This is a genomic window from Kribbella lupini (assembly GCF_039529595.1).
Lineage (GTDB): Bacteria > Actinomycetota > Actinomycetes > Propionibacteriales > Kribbellaceae > Kribbella > Kribbella lupini.
Window position 1 is genome coordinate 408,739 of record NZ_BAAANC010000001.1, and the last position, 16,762, is coordinate 425,500.

At 70.2% G+C, this 16,762-nt stretch carries 14 protein-coding genes and 1 pseudogene; 10 read left to right on the forward strand and 5 right to left on the reverse strand.

Annotated features, from left to right (window positions below):
• The first annotated feature begins 63 nt into the window (after positions 1–63).
• Entirely contained in the window at positions 64–852 is a 789-nt protein-coding gene (locus ABD235_RS01965) for an alpha/beta fold hydrolase (RefSeq protein WP_344168346.1), read from the forward strand.
• 39 nt (positions 853–891) lie between these two features.
• Here ABD235_RS01965 and ABD235_RS01970 read toward each other — a convergent pair whose 3' ends face one another.
• Positions 892–2,424: an MFS transporter gene (locus tag ABD235_RS01970; RefSeq protein WP_344168349.1), complete on the reverse strand. Its 1,533-nt coding sequence runs from the start codon at positions 2,422–2,424 to the stop codon at positions 892–894.
• Between the two features lie 109 nt (positions 2,425–2,533).
• On the opposite strand from ABD235_RS01970, the gene ABD235_RS01975 reads away from it, so the two are divergent.
• Together ABD235_RS01975 and ABD235_RS01980 are read left to right on the forward strand one after the other, a co-directional pair.
• On the forward strand, positions 2,534–3,424 hold the full coding sequence (locus tag ABD235_RS01975; protein WP_344168352.1) for a LysR family transcriptional regulator: 891 nt from the start codon (positions 2,534–2,536) through the stop codon (positions 3,422–3,424).
• A gap of 32 nt (positions 3,425–3,456) precedes the next feature.
• Positions 3,457–5,232: a thiamine pyrophosphate-requiring protein gene (locus ABD235_RS01980; RefSeq protein WP_344168355.1), complete on the forward strand. Its 1,776-nt coding sequence runs from the start codon at positions 3,457–3,459 to the stop codon at positions 5,230–5,232.
• Between the two features lie 3 nt (positions 5,233–5,235).
• Here ABD235_RS01980 and ABD235_RS01985 read toward each other — a convergent pair whose 3' ends face one another.
• Positions 5,236–6,045: a UbiA family prenyltransferase gene (locus ABD235_RS01985; protein WP_344168358.1), complete on the reverse strand. Its 810-nt coding sequence runs from the start codon at positions 6,043–6,045 to the stop codon at positions 5,236–5,238.
• 18 nt (positions 6,046–6,063) lie between these two features.
• On the opposite strand from ABD235_RS01985, the gene ABD235_RS01990 reads away from it, so the two are divergent.
• The 4 genes and pseudogenes from ABD235_RS01990 (at position 6,064) to ABD235_RS02005 (ending at position 8,755) form a co-directional block, all read left to right on the forward strand.
• On the forward strand, positions 6,064–7,107 hold the full coding sequence (locus ABD235_RS01990) for a type III polyketide synthase (RefSeq protein ID WP_344168361.1): 1,044 nt from the start codon (positions 6,064–6,066) through the stop codon (positions 7,105–7,107).
• The gene (locus ABD235_RS01995) at positions 7,107–7,679 is read left to right on the forward strand and encodes an isoprenylcysteine carboxyl methyltransferase family protein (RefSeq protein WP_344168364.1); all 573 of its coding nucleotides are present in this window, start codon (positions 7,107–7,109) and stop codon (positions 7,677–7,679) included. Before ABD235_RS01990 ends, ABD235_RS01995 begins: the two co-directional genes overlap by 1 nt.
• Positions 7,676–8,071 (forward strand): annotated as a pseudogene (locus ABD235_RS02000) (NAD(P)/FAD-dependent oxidoreductase); the annotation flags it as partial. The gene ABD235_RS01995 and the pseudogene ABD235_RS02000, both read left to right, overlap by 4 nt.
• 150 nt (positions 8,072–8,221) lie before the next feature.
• A complete protein-coding gene (locus tag ABD235_RS02005; protein WP_344173720.1) occupies positions 8,222–8,755 on the forward strand; it encodes a hypothetical protein in 534 nt (177 codons plus the stop codon).
• Positions 8,756–8,945: 190 nt separating this feature from the next.
• Here ABD235_RS02005 and ABD235_RS02010 read toward each other — a convergent pair whose 3' ends face one another.
• Positions 8,946–10,502, reverse strand: a complete 1,557-nt coding sequence (locus ABD235_RS02010; RefSeq protein WP_344168367.1) for a helix-turn-helix domain-containing protein — start codon at positions 10,500–10,502, stop codon at positions 8,946–8,948.
• 90 nt (positions 10,503–10,592) lie between these two features.
• Here ABD235_RS02010 and ABD235_RS02015 point away from each other — a divergent pair, with 90 nt between their 5' ends.
• Together ABD235_RS02015 and ABD235_RS02020 are read left to right on the forward strand one after the other, a co-directional pair.
• Positions 10,593–11,861: an NAD(P)/FAD-dependent oxidoreductase gene (locus ABD235_RS02015; protein WP_344168370.1), complete on the forward strand. Its 1,269-nt coding sequence runs from the start codon at positions 10,593–10,595 to the stop codon at positions 11,859–11,861.
• Between the two features lie 725 nt (positions 11,862–12,586).
• Complete coding sequence (locus ABD235_RS02020) at positions 12,587–13,441, forward strand: hypothetical protein (RefSeq protein ID WP_344168373.1); 855 nt, start codon at positions 12,587–12,589, stop codon at positions 13,439–13,441.
• 71 nt (positions 13,442–13,512) lie between these two features.
• Here the strand turns inward: ABD235_RS02020 and trxA are convergent, their stop codons facing one another.
• Both trxA and ABD235_RS02030 read right to left on the reverse strand, forming a co-directional pair.
• Positions 13,513–13,902, reverse strand: coding sequence for a thioredoxin (trxA, locus tag ABD235_RS02025; protein ID WP_344168376.1), 390 nt, complete (start codon positions 13,900–13,902; stop codon positions 13,513–13,515).
• 261 nt (positions 13,903–14,163) lie between these two features.
• On the reverse strand, positions 14,164–15,039 hold the full coding sequence (locus ABD235_RS02030) for an aldo/keto reductase (RefSeq protein ID WP_344168379.1): 876 nt from the start codon (positions 15,037–15,039) through the stop codon (positions 14,164–14,166).
• Positions 15,040–15,469: 430 nt separating this feature from the next.
• Between ABD235_RS02030 and ABD235_RS02035 the strand changes: the two genes are divergently transcribed.
• On the forward strand, positions 15,470–16,732 hold the full coding sequence (locus tag ABD235_RS02035; protein WP_344168382.1) for a conjugal transfer protein: 1,263 nt from the start codon (positions 15,470–15,472) through the stop codon (positions 16,730–16,732).
• The last annotated feature ends 30 nt before the right edge of the window (positions 16,733–16,762 follow it).

Here is a 16,762-nt window from a genome sequence, read left to right on the forward strand (position 1 = left end):
TAGGGCGGATAAATTTACGTGGTCAAGTAACAGGCGCCGATAACTCTGCGTAGGGTTGCCCGCATGCACCTGTACGCCGAACGCCGGGGCTCCGGCGAGCCCCTGCTGCTGATCATGGGGATGGCCGGTCACCACCGGATCTGGGGCGAGCCGTTCCTGGCCGGACTGGCGGAGCACTTCGAGGTGCTGACCTTCGACCAGCGCGGGATCGGGACGAGTGATCGCGCCGACGGGCAGTTCAGTACGGCGGACCTCGCGGACGACGCCGCGCGGGTGATGGACGAGGCCGGGTGGGCCGATGCGCACGTGTTCGGGATCTCGCTCGGCGGGATGGTCGCGCAGGAGCTGGTGCTCAATCATCGCGAGCGCGTACGACGGCTGACGCTCGGCTGCACGTCGCCGGGGGTGGGGAGCGGTGTGCGCCGCGAGGATTCCGCGCGGGGAGCTGCCGGGATCGGCCCGGGACCCGAGCTGTTGCTGGCGGCGATGCGGTCGGGGCGGGAAGCGACCGTACTGCGGACCGGGTTCGAGGTGAACCTGTCGGCGGGGTTCGCCGCCGACCCGGCGCACTTCGCGGCGTACCGGGAGGACGCGCTGGCGGCACGGGTTCCGGTGCCGGTGGTCGGGATGCAGTTCCAGGCGGCGCTGCAGCACGACGCGGTCAGCCGGCTGCCGGCGCTCGACGTACCGGCGCTGGTGATCCACGGGACCGCCGACCAGATGATCCTGCCGACCGAGGGCGAGCGGTTGGCTCGGCTGATCCCCGGTGCGCGGCTCGAGCTGCTCGAGGGCGCCGGGCACCTGTTCTGGCGCGAGCAGCCGGAGCGTGTGATCGACCTGCTGAGAAAGTGAACCGCCGACCAGTCGGCAGCTGACTGGTCGGCGGTTGTCTCATCGATGAAGTGGTTTGCGTCTGGTCCTGGTTGTGGTCGTGTGCTGGTCCGTCCGCTGGTACCTGCGGCGGGCCAAGGTGAACGGGCGCGGCCTCGATGGGACTGGAGGCTCCGGCCGGGTGAACTGGATCGGAAGCTGCTCCAGGCCCAGGCGGACCGGCGGCTGGCGCCACGGGGAACGGTCGCCGCGGACAACGATCACCCGGAAGCGGCCGGCCCGCGCGAGCTTGATGCCGATGGCAACTGTTGCCGTGGCCGGGATCAATCCGGCGAGCAGCAGGCTGGTCCGCGCGCCGAAGTGCTCGGCGATCGCACCGACGGTCGGCCCGCCGATCGCGCCGCCGCCGATGAAGACCAGGTTGTAGATCCCCGCGACGCGACCGCGCAGCCCGTCCGGGGTGGTCAGCTGCACCATCGACTGCGCCGCGGTGAGGAACATCAGCGTCGCCATCCCGAGCGCGCACAGCAGCGGCAGGAACGTCCACAGCGACGGCTGCAGGGCCGCGATGATCTCGGTGACGGCCAGGATCGACGCGATCCCGACCAGGTTGCGCAGCCGGGTCGGCCGGATCCGCCGCGCCGAGAGCAGCGCGCCGGCCAGCGAGCCGACCGCGACGACGGAGTTCAGTACGCCGTACCCGGTAGCGCCGGTCCTGAAGACGACGTCGGCGAACGCCGTCAGCGTGACCGGCAGGCTGATCGTGAACATGCCGAAGATGCCGACCAGCACGATCGCCCAGCGCACGGCCGGCTCGTGGAAGGCGTACCGCACACCGTCGCGCAGCCCGTCGCGGATCCGCAGGCCCTGACCGGCCTTGCGAGCGGCCTGGAGTCCCGGCATCTCGCTCTCGCGCATCATCAGCAGCGCCGAGATCGAGCCGAAGAACGTGATCGAGTTCAGCGCGAAGGCCCAGCCGGCGCCGATCGTGCCGAGCATCGCGCCGCCCAGCGCGGGACCGATCAGGCCGCCGAGCTGGAAGGTGGACGAGACCATGCTGATCGCGTTGCGCAGCCGCTGCTTGCCGACCAGTTCGGTGACGAAGGACTGCCGCGTCGGGTTGTCGACCGCGGTCGCCAGGCCGAGGACCAGCGCGAGGGCGTAGACCTGCCACACCTTCACGTCGCCGGTGAACGCGAGCACGGCCAGGACGGCGGCCAGGGTGCCCATCGTCGACTGGGTGACGAGCAGGATCTTGCGCTTGGGGAAGCGGTCGGCGATCACCCCGCCGTACAGGCCGAGCAGGAGGGTGGGCAGGAACTGCAGCGCGGTGGTGATGCCGACGGCGGTGGCGCTGCCGGTCAGCGTGAGGACCAGCCAGTCCTGCGCGATGCGCTGGACCCAGCCGCCGGTCGAGCTGACGAACAGGCCGCTGACCAGGAGCCGGAAGTTGCGGACCTCGAGAGCGCTGAAGGTTTCGCGGAATCCGGGCCGGCGCTGGGTGGGCGGCAGTTCGCCGGGAGCGGTCCGCGGAGTGGAACGGTGGGTGTGGAAATCGGGGACGGGGACAGAGCCGGAAGCCCGGGTGGTCAAGAGTCAACCCTTTGGAAGTGGACGTGTCAGGGGAGGTCGGTTCCATCCTCACCGGTCCGGGCCGGATTCTCGTAGCGAATTACTCCTATTAGTCTTATTACGAGTCGCGATGAGAGGGAAATCGATGGCCTACGACCCGGACCAGCTCCGCACGTTCCTCGCGGTGGCACAGTCGCTGAGCTTCACCCAGGCCGCCGAACGGCTGGGCATCCGGCAGCCGACGGTGAGCCAGCACATCCGCAAGCTGGAGGCGGCGGTCGGGCGGCCGCTGTTCGTCCGCGACACCCGGACGGTGACGCTGACCGCGGACGGCGAGGCGATGGCCGGGTTCGCCCGGACGATCCTGGCCGCGCACGAGGAGGCCGTCGGGTACTTCACCGGCTCGGAGCTGCGCGGCCGGCTGCGCTTCGGCGTGACCGACGACCTCGCGCTGACGCCCCTGCCGCGGATCCTGCGAGACTTCCGGCAGCTCTACCCCCGGATCGACCTGGAGCTGACCGTTGCCCAGAGCCCGAACCTCCTGCGCCGGGTCGAGTCGGGCCACCTCGACCTGGCGTACGTGAAGCACTCGGTCGGCGCCGCCACCGAACCCAACGGCCGCCTGGTCCGCCGCGACCCGCTCGTCTGGGCCGGCATCTCCGGCACGCGCATCGCGCCCGACGGGCCGGTCCCGCTGGTCGCCTATCAGGCCCCGAGCCTGAGCCGGATGCTCGGCGTACAGACCCTGGAGAGCGTCGGCCGTCCGTACCGGGTCACCTGCATCGTCCGCGGCGTCAACGGAGTCCTCGCCGCGGTCCGCGCGGGTCTGGGCATCGCCATCTTCGCCCACTCGCTGATGCCTGCCGACCTCGTCGAACCGCCGCCGAGCGCGGGGCTGCCCGAGCTGCCGTCCATCGATCTGGTGCTCATCACGAACCCTCGGGCGGCCAAGGAACCAGCCGAAGCCCTCACCGCGGCGATCCTCGGCAGCAACGCGCCTCTGAAGCCTTCCAACACCTGAATACACCTCGGTTCCCGGGGCACAGAGTCCTCATGGCTACCACCGTGGGTGACTATGTCCTGGAACGGCTGCGGGAGTGGGATGTCGAGAATGTCTTCGGCTATCCCGGCGACGGCATCAACGGCCTGCTGGCCGCCTGGACCAGAGCCGACGGCCCCCGCTTTATCCAGGCCAGGCACGAGGAGATGTCGGCGTTCCAGGCCGTCGGGTACGCGAAGTTCACCCGCAAGGTCGGCGTGTGCGTCGCGACCTCCGGCCCAGGAGCGATCCACCTGCTGAACGGTCTGTACGACGCCAAGCTCGACCACGTCCCGGTCGTCGCGATCGTCGGCCAGACCAACCGCTCGGCGATGGGCGGCTCGTACCAGCAGGAAGTCGATCTCCACAGCCTGTTCAAGGACGTGGCCAGCGAGTTCGTCGAGACCGTGAACGTCCCCGAGCAGCTGCCGAACGTCCTCGACCGCGCGATCCGCACCGCGCTCAGCCGGTCCGCGCCGACCGCCGTGATCATCCCGGCCGACGTCCAGGAACTCGAGTACACCCCGCCGGAGCACGCGTTCAAGATGGTCCCGTCGAGCCTCGGCTTCGCGCGGGCGATCCAGCAGCCGGACGCGGACGCCGTACGACGCGCCGCGGAGCTGATCAACGCGGGCGAGCGCGTCGCCGTACTGGTCGGACAGGGCGCTCGCGGCGCGCGCCGGGAGATCGAGGAGCTGGCGGAGCTCCTCGGCGCCGGCGTCGCGAAGGCGCTGCTCGGCAAGGACGTGCTGAGCGACCACCTCCCGTACGTCACCGGCTCGATCGGCCTGCTCGGCACCCGCCCGTCGTGGGAGCTGATGACCGGCTGCGACACGCTGCTGACGATCGGCTCGAGCTTCCCGTACTCGCAGTTCCTGCCCGAGTTCGGCCAGGCCAAGGCCGTCCAGATCGACGCCGACGCCTCGATGATCGGTCTGCGGTACCCGTACGACGTCAACCTGGTCGGCGACGCCGCGGCCACGCTGCGCGCCCTGATCCCGCTGCTGAACCGCAAGGAGGACCGCTCCTGGCGCAGCGGCATCGAGGAGGGCGTCGAGCGCTGGTGGAACGTGATGGCCGGTGCCGCTCACGTGGAGGCCGACCCGGTGAACCCGCAGCGACTGTTCCACGAGTTCTCCGAGCGCCTTCCCGACGACTGCATCGTCGTCGCCGACTCCGGCTCGGCCGCTGACTGGTACGCGCGTCAGCTCCGCTTCACCGACTCCACCCGCGGCTCGTTGTCCGGCACGTTGGCGACCATGGGCTCCGCCGTTCCGTACGGGATCGGCGCGAAGTTCGCGCACCCGGGTCAGCCGGTGGTCGCGTTCTCCGGCGACGGCGCGATGCAGATGAACGGGCTGGCCGAGCTGATCACGATCAAGCGGTACTGGGAGGAGTGGTCGGACCCGCGCCTGGTGATCGCCGTCCTGCACAACAACGACCTCAACCAGGTGACCTGGGAGATGCGGTCGATGCAGGGCGCGCCGAAGTTCACCGACTCGCAGACGCTGCCCGAGGTCGACTACGCCGGCTTCGCGCGGTCGGTCGGCCTGACGGGGATCGCGGTCAGGAAACCTGACGAGCTGCCCGCCGCCTGGGACAACGCGCTGGCCGCCGACCGGCCGACCGTGCTCGACGTGTACTGCGATCCCGACGTCCCGCCGATCCCGCCGCACGCGAGCTGGGACCAGATCAGCAAGATGACCGAGTCGCTGTGGAAGGGCGACGAGGACCGTTGGGGCGTGCTCAAGGAAGGCGTGAAGACGAAGCTCCAGGAGCTCCGGCCGTGACGCTCACAAGGCGTCGCCGCGCACGACCAGGACGATCACGCTGACCACCGCGACGCCGATGGTGACCAGGAACGGCGCCTGCTTCCACGCCACGATCACGCCCAGCAGGACGGCGACGACGGCCAGCGCGACCCAGCCGACCACTCCCACCTGCCCGGACGGCGCGACCGTGAGCAGGACCGTCGCGGTGGCCAGGGGAAGCGGCGCGAGCAGCCTCGAAGCCTGCCCGAGCCGCTGCGGCCAGCCCCGGACGCCGGTCGCCAGGTCGTCGGCGAGATCCGGTACGACGTTCGCGAGGTGCGCCCCGACGCCGAGCAGCGCGGTCGCCGCCGTCGCCCACCACGGCGCCCAGTCGCCGCTCGTCCCGAGCGTGACGAACGACGGCAGTGCGCCGAACCCCACGGCGTACGGCACCCACGAGACCGGCGTGGACTTGAGCCTGAGGTTGTACGCCCAGGCGCAGGCGACGAACAGCAGGTGCGCCAGGCCCGCGAGGACGCCGTTCGCGAGCGAGACCGGGATCGTGACGACCAGGGCGACGATCGCCGCGACCCACAACGTCCGGCGGCCGACAAGTCCCAGGACGACAGGCTTGTCACGGCGGTTCACAATGGAGTCGCGGGTGGCATCTATCGCGTCATTGCTCCAGCCGATCGAGAGGTGGCCGGTGAGGATGGTTGCGGCAACGAGGAGAGATCCGGTGAGGCCGCGGCCCGCGGACCAGGCGACGGCGGTCACGAGCGCGGTGACGGCAACGGTCGGCCCGGGATGGCAGGCCAGCGCCAGACCCTTGACGGTTCGGAGTCGGCTCACCGAAGCAACGATGCCACGATGAGCCGGATCGCCGCGGTGCAGGCCGCGTTGCCGCCGTACCGGTACGAACAAGCTGAGCTGACCGAGGCGTTCGCGGAGCTGTGCCTGCCCGACGGCAAGGGGCTCGCGCTGCTCCGCCGGCTGCACGCGAACGCGGGGGTGTCGCACCGGCACCTCGCGATCCCGTTGGAGCAGTACGGCGTACTGAAGGATTTCGGCGCGGCCAACGACGCGTGGATCACGGCCGCGGTCGACCTCGGGGCCGAGGCGGTCAGCGGCGCGCTGGCGGCGGCCGGGCTGACGGTCGACGACGTGGACCTGCTGATGTTCACGACCGTGACCGGGGTCGCGGCGCCCTCGATCGACGCGCGGGTCGCGATGCGGCTCGGGCTGCGTGAGGACGTGAAGCGGCTGCCGCTGTTCGGGCTCGGGTGCGTCGGGGGAGCGGCCGGGATTGCCCGCATGCACGATTATCTGACCGCGTGGCCCGAGCATGTCGCCGTACTGCTGTCGGTGGAGCTGTGCTCGCTGACGCTGCAGCGGGACGACTCGTCGCTGCCCAACCTGGTGGGTGGGGCGTTGTTCGGGGACGGCGCAGCTGCTGTGGTGATGACCGGTGCCGATCGGCCGGCGGCAGGGCCTTCGGTGGTGGCGACGCGGAGCCGGCTGTACCCGGACTCCGAGCGGGTGATGGGCTGGGACGTCGGGTCGGGCGGGTTCCGGATCGTGCTCGGGGCCGACGTACCGGAGGTGGTGCGCAAGTACCTCGGCGGTGACGTGCGGGACTTCCTCGGCTCGCGGGGGCTGACGGTGCCCGAGATCGGGACATGGGTGAGCCATCCCGGCGGGCCGAAGGTGCTGGAGGCGGTCGCGGAGACGCTTTCTCTGCGGCCAGGGGCGCTCGACCTGACCTGGAAATCGCTCGATGCGGTCGGCAACCTGTCGTCGTCCTCGGTGCTGCACGTGCTCGGTGACACCATGACCCTGGATCCTGCAGGTCCGGGTGTGTTGCTGGCGATGGGCCCGGGCTTCTGTTCCGAGCTCGTGCTGATGGAGTGGTGATGGACGCGTCGTTGTGGTGGTACGTCGTACTGGTGCTCCTGGTCGGCTTCGAGCGGGTCGCCGAGCTGGTCGTCTCGCTGCGCAACGCGGCCTGGAGTTTCGCCCAGGGCGGGGTGGAGTCCGGGAAGGGGCACTACCCGTTCATGGTGGTGCTGCACACCGGCCTGCTGGCCGGGTGTCTGGTCGAGGCGATCGTTGCCGACCGCCCGTTCGTCCCGGCGCTCGGGTGGACGATGCTGGCCGTCGTCCTGCTGGCGCAGGGGTTGCGGTGGTGGTGCATCGGGACGCTCGGGCGGCAGTGGAACACGCGGGTGATCGTCGTACCGGGCTTGTCGTTGGTTGCTAAAGGCCCCTATAAGGTGTTGCGGCATCCCAACTACGTGGCGGTCGTGCTGGAGGGGATCGCGCTGCCGCTGGTGCACACGGCGTGGGTGACCGCGGTCGTATTCACCGTGCTGAACCTGCCGTTGCTGGCGGTTCGGATCCGCACCGAGGAGACCGCGCTGGACACCGCGCTGACCGCTGGCCGACCGCCGGCGCCGCGGTCATCATCTGGTCCGGCGCCGGGGTGATCGATCTCCTGGTCGCGGGCGCAGGTCCCGCGGGGGCTGCGACGGCGATCCGGGCGGCACTGGCTGGACTCGACGTCGTCGTCCTCGAACCGCGTGAGGCGCCGATCGACAAGGCCTGCGGTGAGGGGATCGCGCACAGCGCCGTTGCTTACCTCTCGCGGTTGGGGGTGGAGCTGCAAGGCCGGCCGTTCCATGGCATTCGATACCTGGACGCTGCGCACTCCGTCGACGCCCGCTTCCGCGCCGGGCCCGGGCTGGGCGTCCGCCGCACCGAGCTTCACCGAGGCCTACGGCGCCGCCTGGACGAGCTAGGTGTGCCTGTTGTCCGCGCAAGAGTTGGCGAGATCTCGCAAACCCCCTCCACAGTCACCGCGGCGGGCCATACTGCCCGTTATCTTGCTGCCGCCGACGGCCTCCACTCACCAATCCGCCGCCAGCTGGGCCTCGGCGTCGATCCCGCCGCAGGCAACTCTCGTCCCACCCGCTCCTCCCTCTCTCCCCGCGCTGTCCGCCCCGCAGGGGCGGGTTCCACCCGGCGCGGCTTGCGGCAACACTTCGCTATTCGCCCGTGGAGCGACCTCGTCGAGGTCTACTGGTCCTCCCTCGGCGAGGCCTACGTGACGCCTGTCGCCGACGACCTCGTCGGGGTCGCTGTCCTCACCTCGGCGCGTGGCTCGTTCGACGACCACCTCCGCGCCTTCCCCCGCCTGCGCGCCCGCCTCGGCGACGCGCCGCCCGCGTCCGGCGTACTGGGCGCCGGGCCACTGCGTCAGCGAGTCCGACGCCGCGTCGCGGGACGTGTCCTGCTGGTCGGCGACTCCGCGGGCTACGTCGACGCGCTCACCGGCGAGGGGATCGCGGTGGCGCTGAGGACGTCGGCCGAACTCGTCGACTGCGTCGTCGCCGACCGGCCCGAGGACTACGAGGCCGCCTGGCGCCGCGTCTCCTGGGAGTGCCGCGCCCTCACCGCATCGTTGCTCTGGGCCCGCAACCGTTCGTTGCTCGCTCCCCGCATCGTCCCCGCGGCGGCCGCGCTCCCGGGCGTCTACGGCGCGATCGTCAACCGTTTGACGTGAAGGGGCCCGGCGATCGCTCAGACAATCGCCGGGCCCAGAGGCTCGGGCTCCCTGGTGAAGAGTCCGAACCATCGGCTCAGCTCCCTGGTGAAGAGCTGAGACGTCTTCGTGAGAAGTACTTTTCCACCCGGATGTTGCTCATCGATTGCCGGAATGTGAAGCCTTGTTACGCGGCGCTGTGGCGAACGTCTCAGTGCTCGGTGCGCACCGACGCGATCTGCAGCTGCAGCGCGAGCCGCTCGCGCGGATCCGACAGGTCGAGCCGCGCGATCTCGCCGATCCGCTTCATCCGGTGCCGCAGGGTGTTGGTGTGCAGGTGCAGGTCCTTCGCGGCCTGCTGCGGCTGGCCCGGATGGTTCAGCCACGCCTCCAGCGTGTCCACGAACGCGGTGTCGTTCTCGATGTCGTGCCGCAGCAGCGTGGCCAGCGGCCCGTCCATCTTGGTGGTGTCGAGCGAGGTCACCGCCCGGTGCACGGTCAGTACGTGCCACGCCTGCTCGACCCGCAACGCCGGACCGCGCGCAACACCCCGCCGTACGAGGTTGAGTAGCTCCACTGCCTCAGCACGCGAGCTGGGCAGGTCAGCGGGGTAGCGGGCGCGGCCCCCGGCGGCAGCCGCCGTACCGGGGTTGTCCTTGGCCTGGTCGCCCACCAGCTTGCGCAGCCAGCGCCAAGAGCCAGGTACTGCTTCACCGTCGGACACCACGGCGAACACCGTGCCGTCCAGGTCAGCCAGCAGCGGCTCGCTCCACCCCTGGCGACGGCCCAGCGACTCCCACAGATCCAGCTGCTGCGGTACGTCGTACCCGTCGGGTGAGTTCAGCGCGACCACCCGCCATGGCGGCGACGGGAGCCTGACCTCGACCGGAGCCTCAGGGGAGAACTGCCTGAGCACAGTGCGCAGACGGTCGATGGCCGAGCGCCTGGCGACGTCTGCCTGCGCCCTGAGCCGCAGCAGGTGCAGTGCGAGCACCGACGCAGCGTTGCTGAGCTCTTCGGTGACCTCCTGGCTCACCGGGCCGTCCACCACCGCCCAGATCGAGCCCAGCCACTCACCACCAGCCCGGACCGGTACGACGAGCCGCGGGCGGATACCGTTGGGCCCGTCCGGCACCAGGAACGGCTCGCTCGACCGGGCCAGCCGCCGGAAGATGCCCCGGGCGCGGAAGTGGGCGATCACCTCGGCAGGAACTCGCCGGCCGACGATGGTCGACACCCGCGTCGGGTCGGTGTCGGACAGGTCCTGCTGGGAGGAGTAGGCCAGCACCCGCGACTGGTTGTCCTCGATGGTCACCGGCGCGTCCACGATCGCCGCGGCCGCGTCGGCCAAGGCGAACAGCTCCTGGTGCACTCCGGCGTCACCGGCGGCGGGGGAGTCGGGTGCGGCCGCCCGGTCGATGACACCGCGGAGCAGCCAGACGACGTGCGCCCAGGTGACGGTCGGCTGGAGTGCGACGAGCGTGAGCAGCCAGCGCTCCGCCGTAGCCACTACTGCGGGCTCCTGCGCCAGACCGGTCCGCAGTACGACGCCGGACGCGTTGCCAGCGGCACAGCGCTCCAGCAGCTCGACTGCCTCCTCGGCGTTGCGCAGACCGAGTCCCAGGACCAGATCGCCCGGCCCACCGGTGGCCGGCTCCTGCGGATCGGCGAGGAAGACGTCCCGCACCTCGGTGTCACCGTGGCCGGTGACCACGGTCTCGAACAGGGCTGGGCCGACGGCAACGACCAGGTCAGGCGCGGTGATCATAAGGTTATTGTGCTCTGCGCACTGTCATTTGCTCCAGCAGTGGTGCGATCGCACCATGACAGCGCTCCGGGAGCGGCGCACCATCGAAGCATGGTCGCTGCTGGTTCAACCACACACATCGTCCCCGACCGGGTCGCCGTCGTCGGCGCGGGCATGGTCGGCCTCGCCACCGCCTGGTTCCTCCAGGAGCGCGACATCGAGGTCACCGTGTACGACCGCGAAGGTGTCGCCGCCGGGGCGTCCTGGGGCAACGCGGGCTGGCTCACGCCGGGTCTGGCGACCCCGCTTCCGGAGCCCGCGGTGCTCAAGTACGGCGTACGCGCTGTGCTGAGCCCGTCCTCGCCGGTCTACGTACCGCCGACGGCCAGCCCGCGGCTGCTGTCCTTCCTGACCCGGTTCGCTCGCAACAGCACCGCCGGGCGCTGGAAGACGGCGATGGAGTCGCTGGTCCCGATCAACCGGCAGGCCCTGAGCGCCTTCGACCTGCTGGCCAAGGCCGGTGTCGAGGCCGAGACGTACGAGGCCAAGTCGTTCCTGGCGGCGTACCGGACGGCCGAGGAGCGCGCGGTGCTGCTCGACGAGATCGAGCACATCCACGCGGCCGGCCAGGGCATCGAGTTCGAGGCCATCACCGGCGACGACGCCCGGGAGATCGAGCCGTCGCTGTCGGACGAGATCGGCGCGGCGATCCGGCTGCACGGCCAGCGCTTCATCAACCCCGGCGACTACGTCCAGCTGCTCGCCGACTCGGTCGTCGCCCGCGGCGGCCGGATCCTCACCGGCGCCAACGTGGCCGACGTCGTCGACGGGATCCGCGACACCCGGGTCGTCACCGCCGACGGCGACAGCGAGTCGTACGACGCGGTCGTGATGGCGACCGGGGCCTGGCTCGGCGACCTGGCGCGGCGGTTCGGCGTCAAGACCGTCGTACAGGCTGGTCGGGGGTACTCGTTCAGTGTCCCGATCGCGCACGTGCCGGCCGGACCGGTGTACTTCCCGGCGCAGCGGATCGCCTGCACGCCGCTGGGCGACCGCCTCCGGGTGGCCGGGATGATGGAGTTCCGCAAGCCCGACGCGAAGCTCGACCCGCGCCGGATCGACGCGATGGTCGAGGCCGCCCGTCCGCTGCTGCGCGACGCCGACCTGGACGCCCGCACCTTCGAGTGGGTCGGCCCGCGCCCCTGTACGCCGGACGGCCTGCCGCTGATCGGCGCCACCTCGTCCCCGCGGGTCTTTGCCGCCGGCGGGCACGGGATGTGGGGCATCACGCTCGGCCCGGTCACCGGTCAGCTCCTGGCCGAGACCATCACCACCGGCCGTCGCCCCGCCGAGCTGGCGCCGTTCGACCCACTCCGCTGAGCTTCGTGGCGGATCGCATCCAGCGACCCGCCACCGACCCGGGCCGTGGCGACACCTCACCGCCACGACCCACCCGGCCGGCCAGAGATCTCTGCCCCGGCCCCACCCGCCTCCAGCGCGGGCGCCGTACCCGCTCTGTCCTCGAGCGGCGCACCACCCGCTCTTTCTCGTAGGGCGGCGCACCAACCCCCGTTCCACCTCAAACGGGGCGCACCACCCCCGCTCCACCTCGGAACGGGACGCACCATCCCGCTCGCGCCTGGAGCGGGCGCACCACTCCCCGTCCCTGCGCGGGAGGCACCACCCCGTTCAGCAGCGAGCGGGCGCACCACCCGCTCCCCTGCGAGCGGCGCACCACCCGCTCGACCCTGAGCGGCAGCACCACCCCGCTCGCGCCTGGAGCGGGTCGCACCAAGTCCGCCATGCGGGGCGGACCGGTACGACGGGACCGGCTGCGCCTGAGCCGACCCGGCACCACCCGCTCGAGACCCCGAGCGGCAACCCGTCCCTTCCGGGACGGAGCGCACCACCCGCCTCCCCTGGGGCGGACGCAGTACCGACCGGGCAACCCCGAGACCGGTCCCGAGAGCGTGGTTCCCACCAGCACCTGGGAACCACGCTCTCGTCGTACAGGTTGAGTGGAGGAAAGTGGCTGTCGCCTCTTGCTGGTCTGACGCTTGGGGAGCATCATCAGCCCCTCGATCGCGGCTCGGGAGGCCAGGACGATGCCCAGTACGAACGACGGCAACCCTCGGAATGCCGGGCAACCCGCCGGCGGACCGATTGTCGGCCCACCGAGTCACCTGCCGGCCGAGGCGACGTTGACGCCACCGATTGCCCAGCAGAGGGACCGGTCGACCAGAATCCGTGGGCGATGGGCGTTGAACCTTCCTAGAGGGCTCGATCTGACGGCCCGTGGATTGTCGCTGGTTCTCGGGGCCGGTCTGGTCGTGTCAGGCGCCGTCGGCTACTTCACCGAGCACAGCGACGGCCTGACCATGATCCTCGTCATCGGTCTCCTGATGATCCTGGTCCCGGCGGTTGTTGACCGGCTCGAGTCGTTCGAGTTCAGCCAGCTCAAGGTCAAACTCACCGAGCAGCTGGAATCCACCGGCGCCCGTAAGACGGCGAAAGTCTTTCGCCGACTCGGCATCGATCGTGAGATCGACGCCTACGCGACGATCTTCACCGAACTCCGCGGACCAGGTCAGAAAGAGCTGCGAGCCTCGTTGCTCGATCAAATTCTGCAGCGAGTGGCCGCCGTCGCCGCCGTGGAGGAGATCGATCCGAACGAGGTGCGAGCGATGTTCTACGACGGCACTCCGGTCCTACGGGTGATGGCACTGGGCTTGATGGAGGGCAATCCGCGCCTGGTCAACGACCGGATACTGCTGGAGAGCATCAGTCATTCGGCGAGCGGCAACGAGCAGTACCACGGGATGCGCCTTGCAGAGCTCTATTGGAGTGAGCTGAGCGCTGCGGTCCAGACCGAAATCAAGAACGCAGTCGCCAGCAGCCCGCGATTCGGACCCGGCACCGCTCGGGCCAAGCTTGCGGAGGAAATCGTGAAGCTGAGGTAGCGCTAGCGCCACGGCAAAGGCCCTGGACTCGTCTCGTGACGACTCCAGGGCCTCGGCTCTCAGCGGTTACCTCAGTGCGTGTGCGGCTCCGTGCCGTGCTCGGCCTCGTGGGCCGCGATCTGGGCGCGGACCTCGTTCATGTCCACCGCACGCAGCTGGCTGATCAGGTCCTCCAGCGCCGGCGCCGGGAGCGCACCCGGCTGCGAGTACAGGACGACGCCGTCGCGGACCGCCATCAGCGTCGGGATCGACCGGATCTCGAACGCCTGGGCCAGTTCGACCTGCGCCTCGGTGTCCACCTTGCCGAAGGTGATGTCCGAGTGCTCCTCCGAGGACTTCTCGAACACCGGCCCGAACATCTTGCACGGACCACACCACTCAGCCCAGAAGTCCACCAGGACGAGCCCGTCGGAACCGACGACCTCGTCGAAGTTCTGCTGGGACAGCTCGACCGTTGCCACTACGACCTCCGAAGAATAGGGAATACGCGCTTTTCAACACCGCCGGCCCCGCCGGTGTTCCCGACCGGTACCAGTACCCCCGGCGAGCGTCCCCACCCTCACACATCGCGTCGTACCGACCACACTCCGGTACGACGATTGAACCGAACAACTGATTCACGTCCGGCGAGACACCGGACTGAGACGCGCCGTCCCGGGGCACACTGCCCCACCGAGGGATCTGCCCTTCCCAGCCCGGCCCGCGCCGTGTTCGGTGGGGGATCAGATCGGGATGTCGACGAAGGGAGAGGTGTAGTCGTGGACCTCGTCCAGGATCGCCGCCGCGTCCTCCGGCGTCAGCCCGGCCCGCTCCTGCTCGGCGATCACCATCTGCCGCAGCAACCGGGTCTCGCCGGCGGTCGCCAGCCCGGTGATCTCCGGGTGCCCGTTGAGCAGCCAGGCCGTCGCGGCCGTGATGTAGCGCTGCTCGTCGAACGGCCGGTACCAGGTGCTGTACGTCTTCTCCTCGCCGTCGGTCCAGTTCCGCCGGGCGATCATCTTGATCGTCATCAGCGCCGCGTCGGAGGCCTGCACGGCCTCGACCAGCGCCGCGTAGTCGTCGGCGTACTGCGGGTCGGTCGAGAGCCGGTAGTTCAGCGGGGTCAGCACCGAGTCGAAGTCGAACCGCCGCAGCCCCTCCCGGTGCACCGCCGGCGCCTGGTCGGTGTGCCCGGTGATGCCGATCGCGCCGACCATGCCCTCTTCCTTGGCCCGTACGGCGGCCTCGAGCGACCCGCCCTTGCCGGTCACCAGGTCCAGGTTCTCCAGGTCACACACCGCGTGCATCTGGATCAGGTCGATCCGGTCGGTCTGCAACCGCTCCAGCGAACGGTTGATCTCCGACCAGGCCTCGTCGTAGGTCCGCCGCCCGGTCTTGGTGGCGAGGAAGATCTTGTCCCGGATCTCGCCCATCCGAGGCCCGAGCCGCAACTCCGCGTCGCCGTAGTCGGCGGCGACGTCGAAGTGGTTGACGCCGGCCTCCAGCGCCTCCTGGATCGAGGCGTCGGCGGTGTCCTGGTCGACGCCGCCCAGCGCCGCGGCGCCGTAGATCAGGACCGAACTGCGGTGCTCCAGCCGTCCCAGCCGTCGAGTCTCCATGCCAGTCCTTCCACGAGTTCCGCAAGGTGCCGGCCACAGGGTCGGCAAAGTCACCAAGAACCTATTACTTTGACCCCGCGCCACGACAGAGTTTTCCACAGGCTGATACGGGTATCGACTACACTGCGTGATCAGTTGAATCGGTTCTCTACCCTGTCCTTCGCACGGATTTTCGAACCTGTCCACGGCGTGTGGCATGGTTTGCGCTGCCTGGTCGAGCCGGTCGGGCATGAGAGAGGAGCTATGACGACGGTACCGAAGGTGTCACGCTTCGAGCGGAAGTGTGCATCTGCCCCCGAGTGGGGTAACAGTATGGCTGCGGGGAGCGATGGAGCATCCGGATCCTGGTCCCAGGACTCCCGGAGGGCAGTTGCTTGCCGTATCCTCCCGGCTACTGTCCGCGTAACTGCTGTCTGAGGGGCGGGGAGAGATGAGTTGGTGGCGAACGGTCCTGAATCTGCCACCCAAAGGTGAGCACTGGTCGGACCAGCGACGGACGAAGAAGCCCAAGGGCCGTCCGCAGAACACCGCACCGGAGTGGTGGCAGCACCCCGACGGCCCGGTGTCACCCACCCCTCGCCAGGCACAGGGCGTCGCCGCGCAGTACAGCGCGCCGCCTCCGGTCGCCGGCGGGGTGATGGCGCCTCCGCGCCGGCCCCAGGGCCCGGACACACCCCGTACGGCGGTCCCACCGCCGCAGCACGCCACCGCTCCCGGCCAGCGACCCCCGGAACGTCTTCGCCAGCGCTCTCCGCACGGAGCCCACGCGGCACCCCAGCCGCCGCGTGGACCGGTGGAGCCGGGCCCGACCCCGTGGGCGACCGAGCCGGAGTCCTCGTTCTCGACCTGGGCCCGGCGGTTCTTCCGCGGCCTGGTCGTCGCCGTTCTCCTGCTCGCCGCGATCAGCGGCGTCCGCTCCTGGATCCGGCCCACCACCGGCACCAACGGCGGCGTCGTGGCCAACCAGTCGGGCTTCCCGGCCGACGAGGCCCGCGCGGTCGCGACCCGGTACGCCGTGTCCTACCTCAACTGGGACGAAGGCAACCCGGACGCCCGTCCGGCCCAGATCAGCCTGGACCTGGCCGCCGGGCTCGACGCCCGCGCCGGGTGGAACGGGCGCGGCAAACAGACCGCCAACGCGGCGTACCCGGGTGAGGTCAAGGTCGACTCCGGCGGCGTCACGGCGGTCGTCGACGTGCGGGTGCAGGTGCGCCCGTTCACCAAGCAGGGCCGCGGCTGGTCCGGCGGTCCCTACAGCTGGCAGCGCGTCGCCGTACCGGTGGCCCGTACGTCGTCCAGGGTCGTCGCCAGCGGCCCCCCGACGTACGTGGCCGACGAGCGGGCGGCGCTGCCGGACAACATGCCGGACGCCGGCGTACCGGACGACGACCTGACCGCGGCCACGCTGAAGGACGCGGAGGCGTTCTTCAGCGCCTACGCCGAGTCCGACGCGAAGGTCGAGGCGGTCGCCGCTCCGGGCGCCGCGATCCGCAGCCTGAACGGTGCGGTGAAGCTCGGCGAGCTGAAGGACTGGCAGGTCTTCACCGGAAACGATGACGAACGCCGGGCCACCGGCGCCGTCACCTGGAAGGGCACGGGGGATACCACCCTCGACCAGACCTACACGCTCACCCTGCGGCGGACCGTCGCCGCGGACGGAGCACAGCGATGGCAAGTGGCCGCGGTCGGATGACCACAGCTGACCGCCGTCGGACGATGAGAT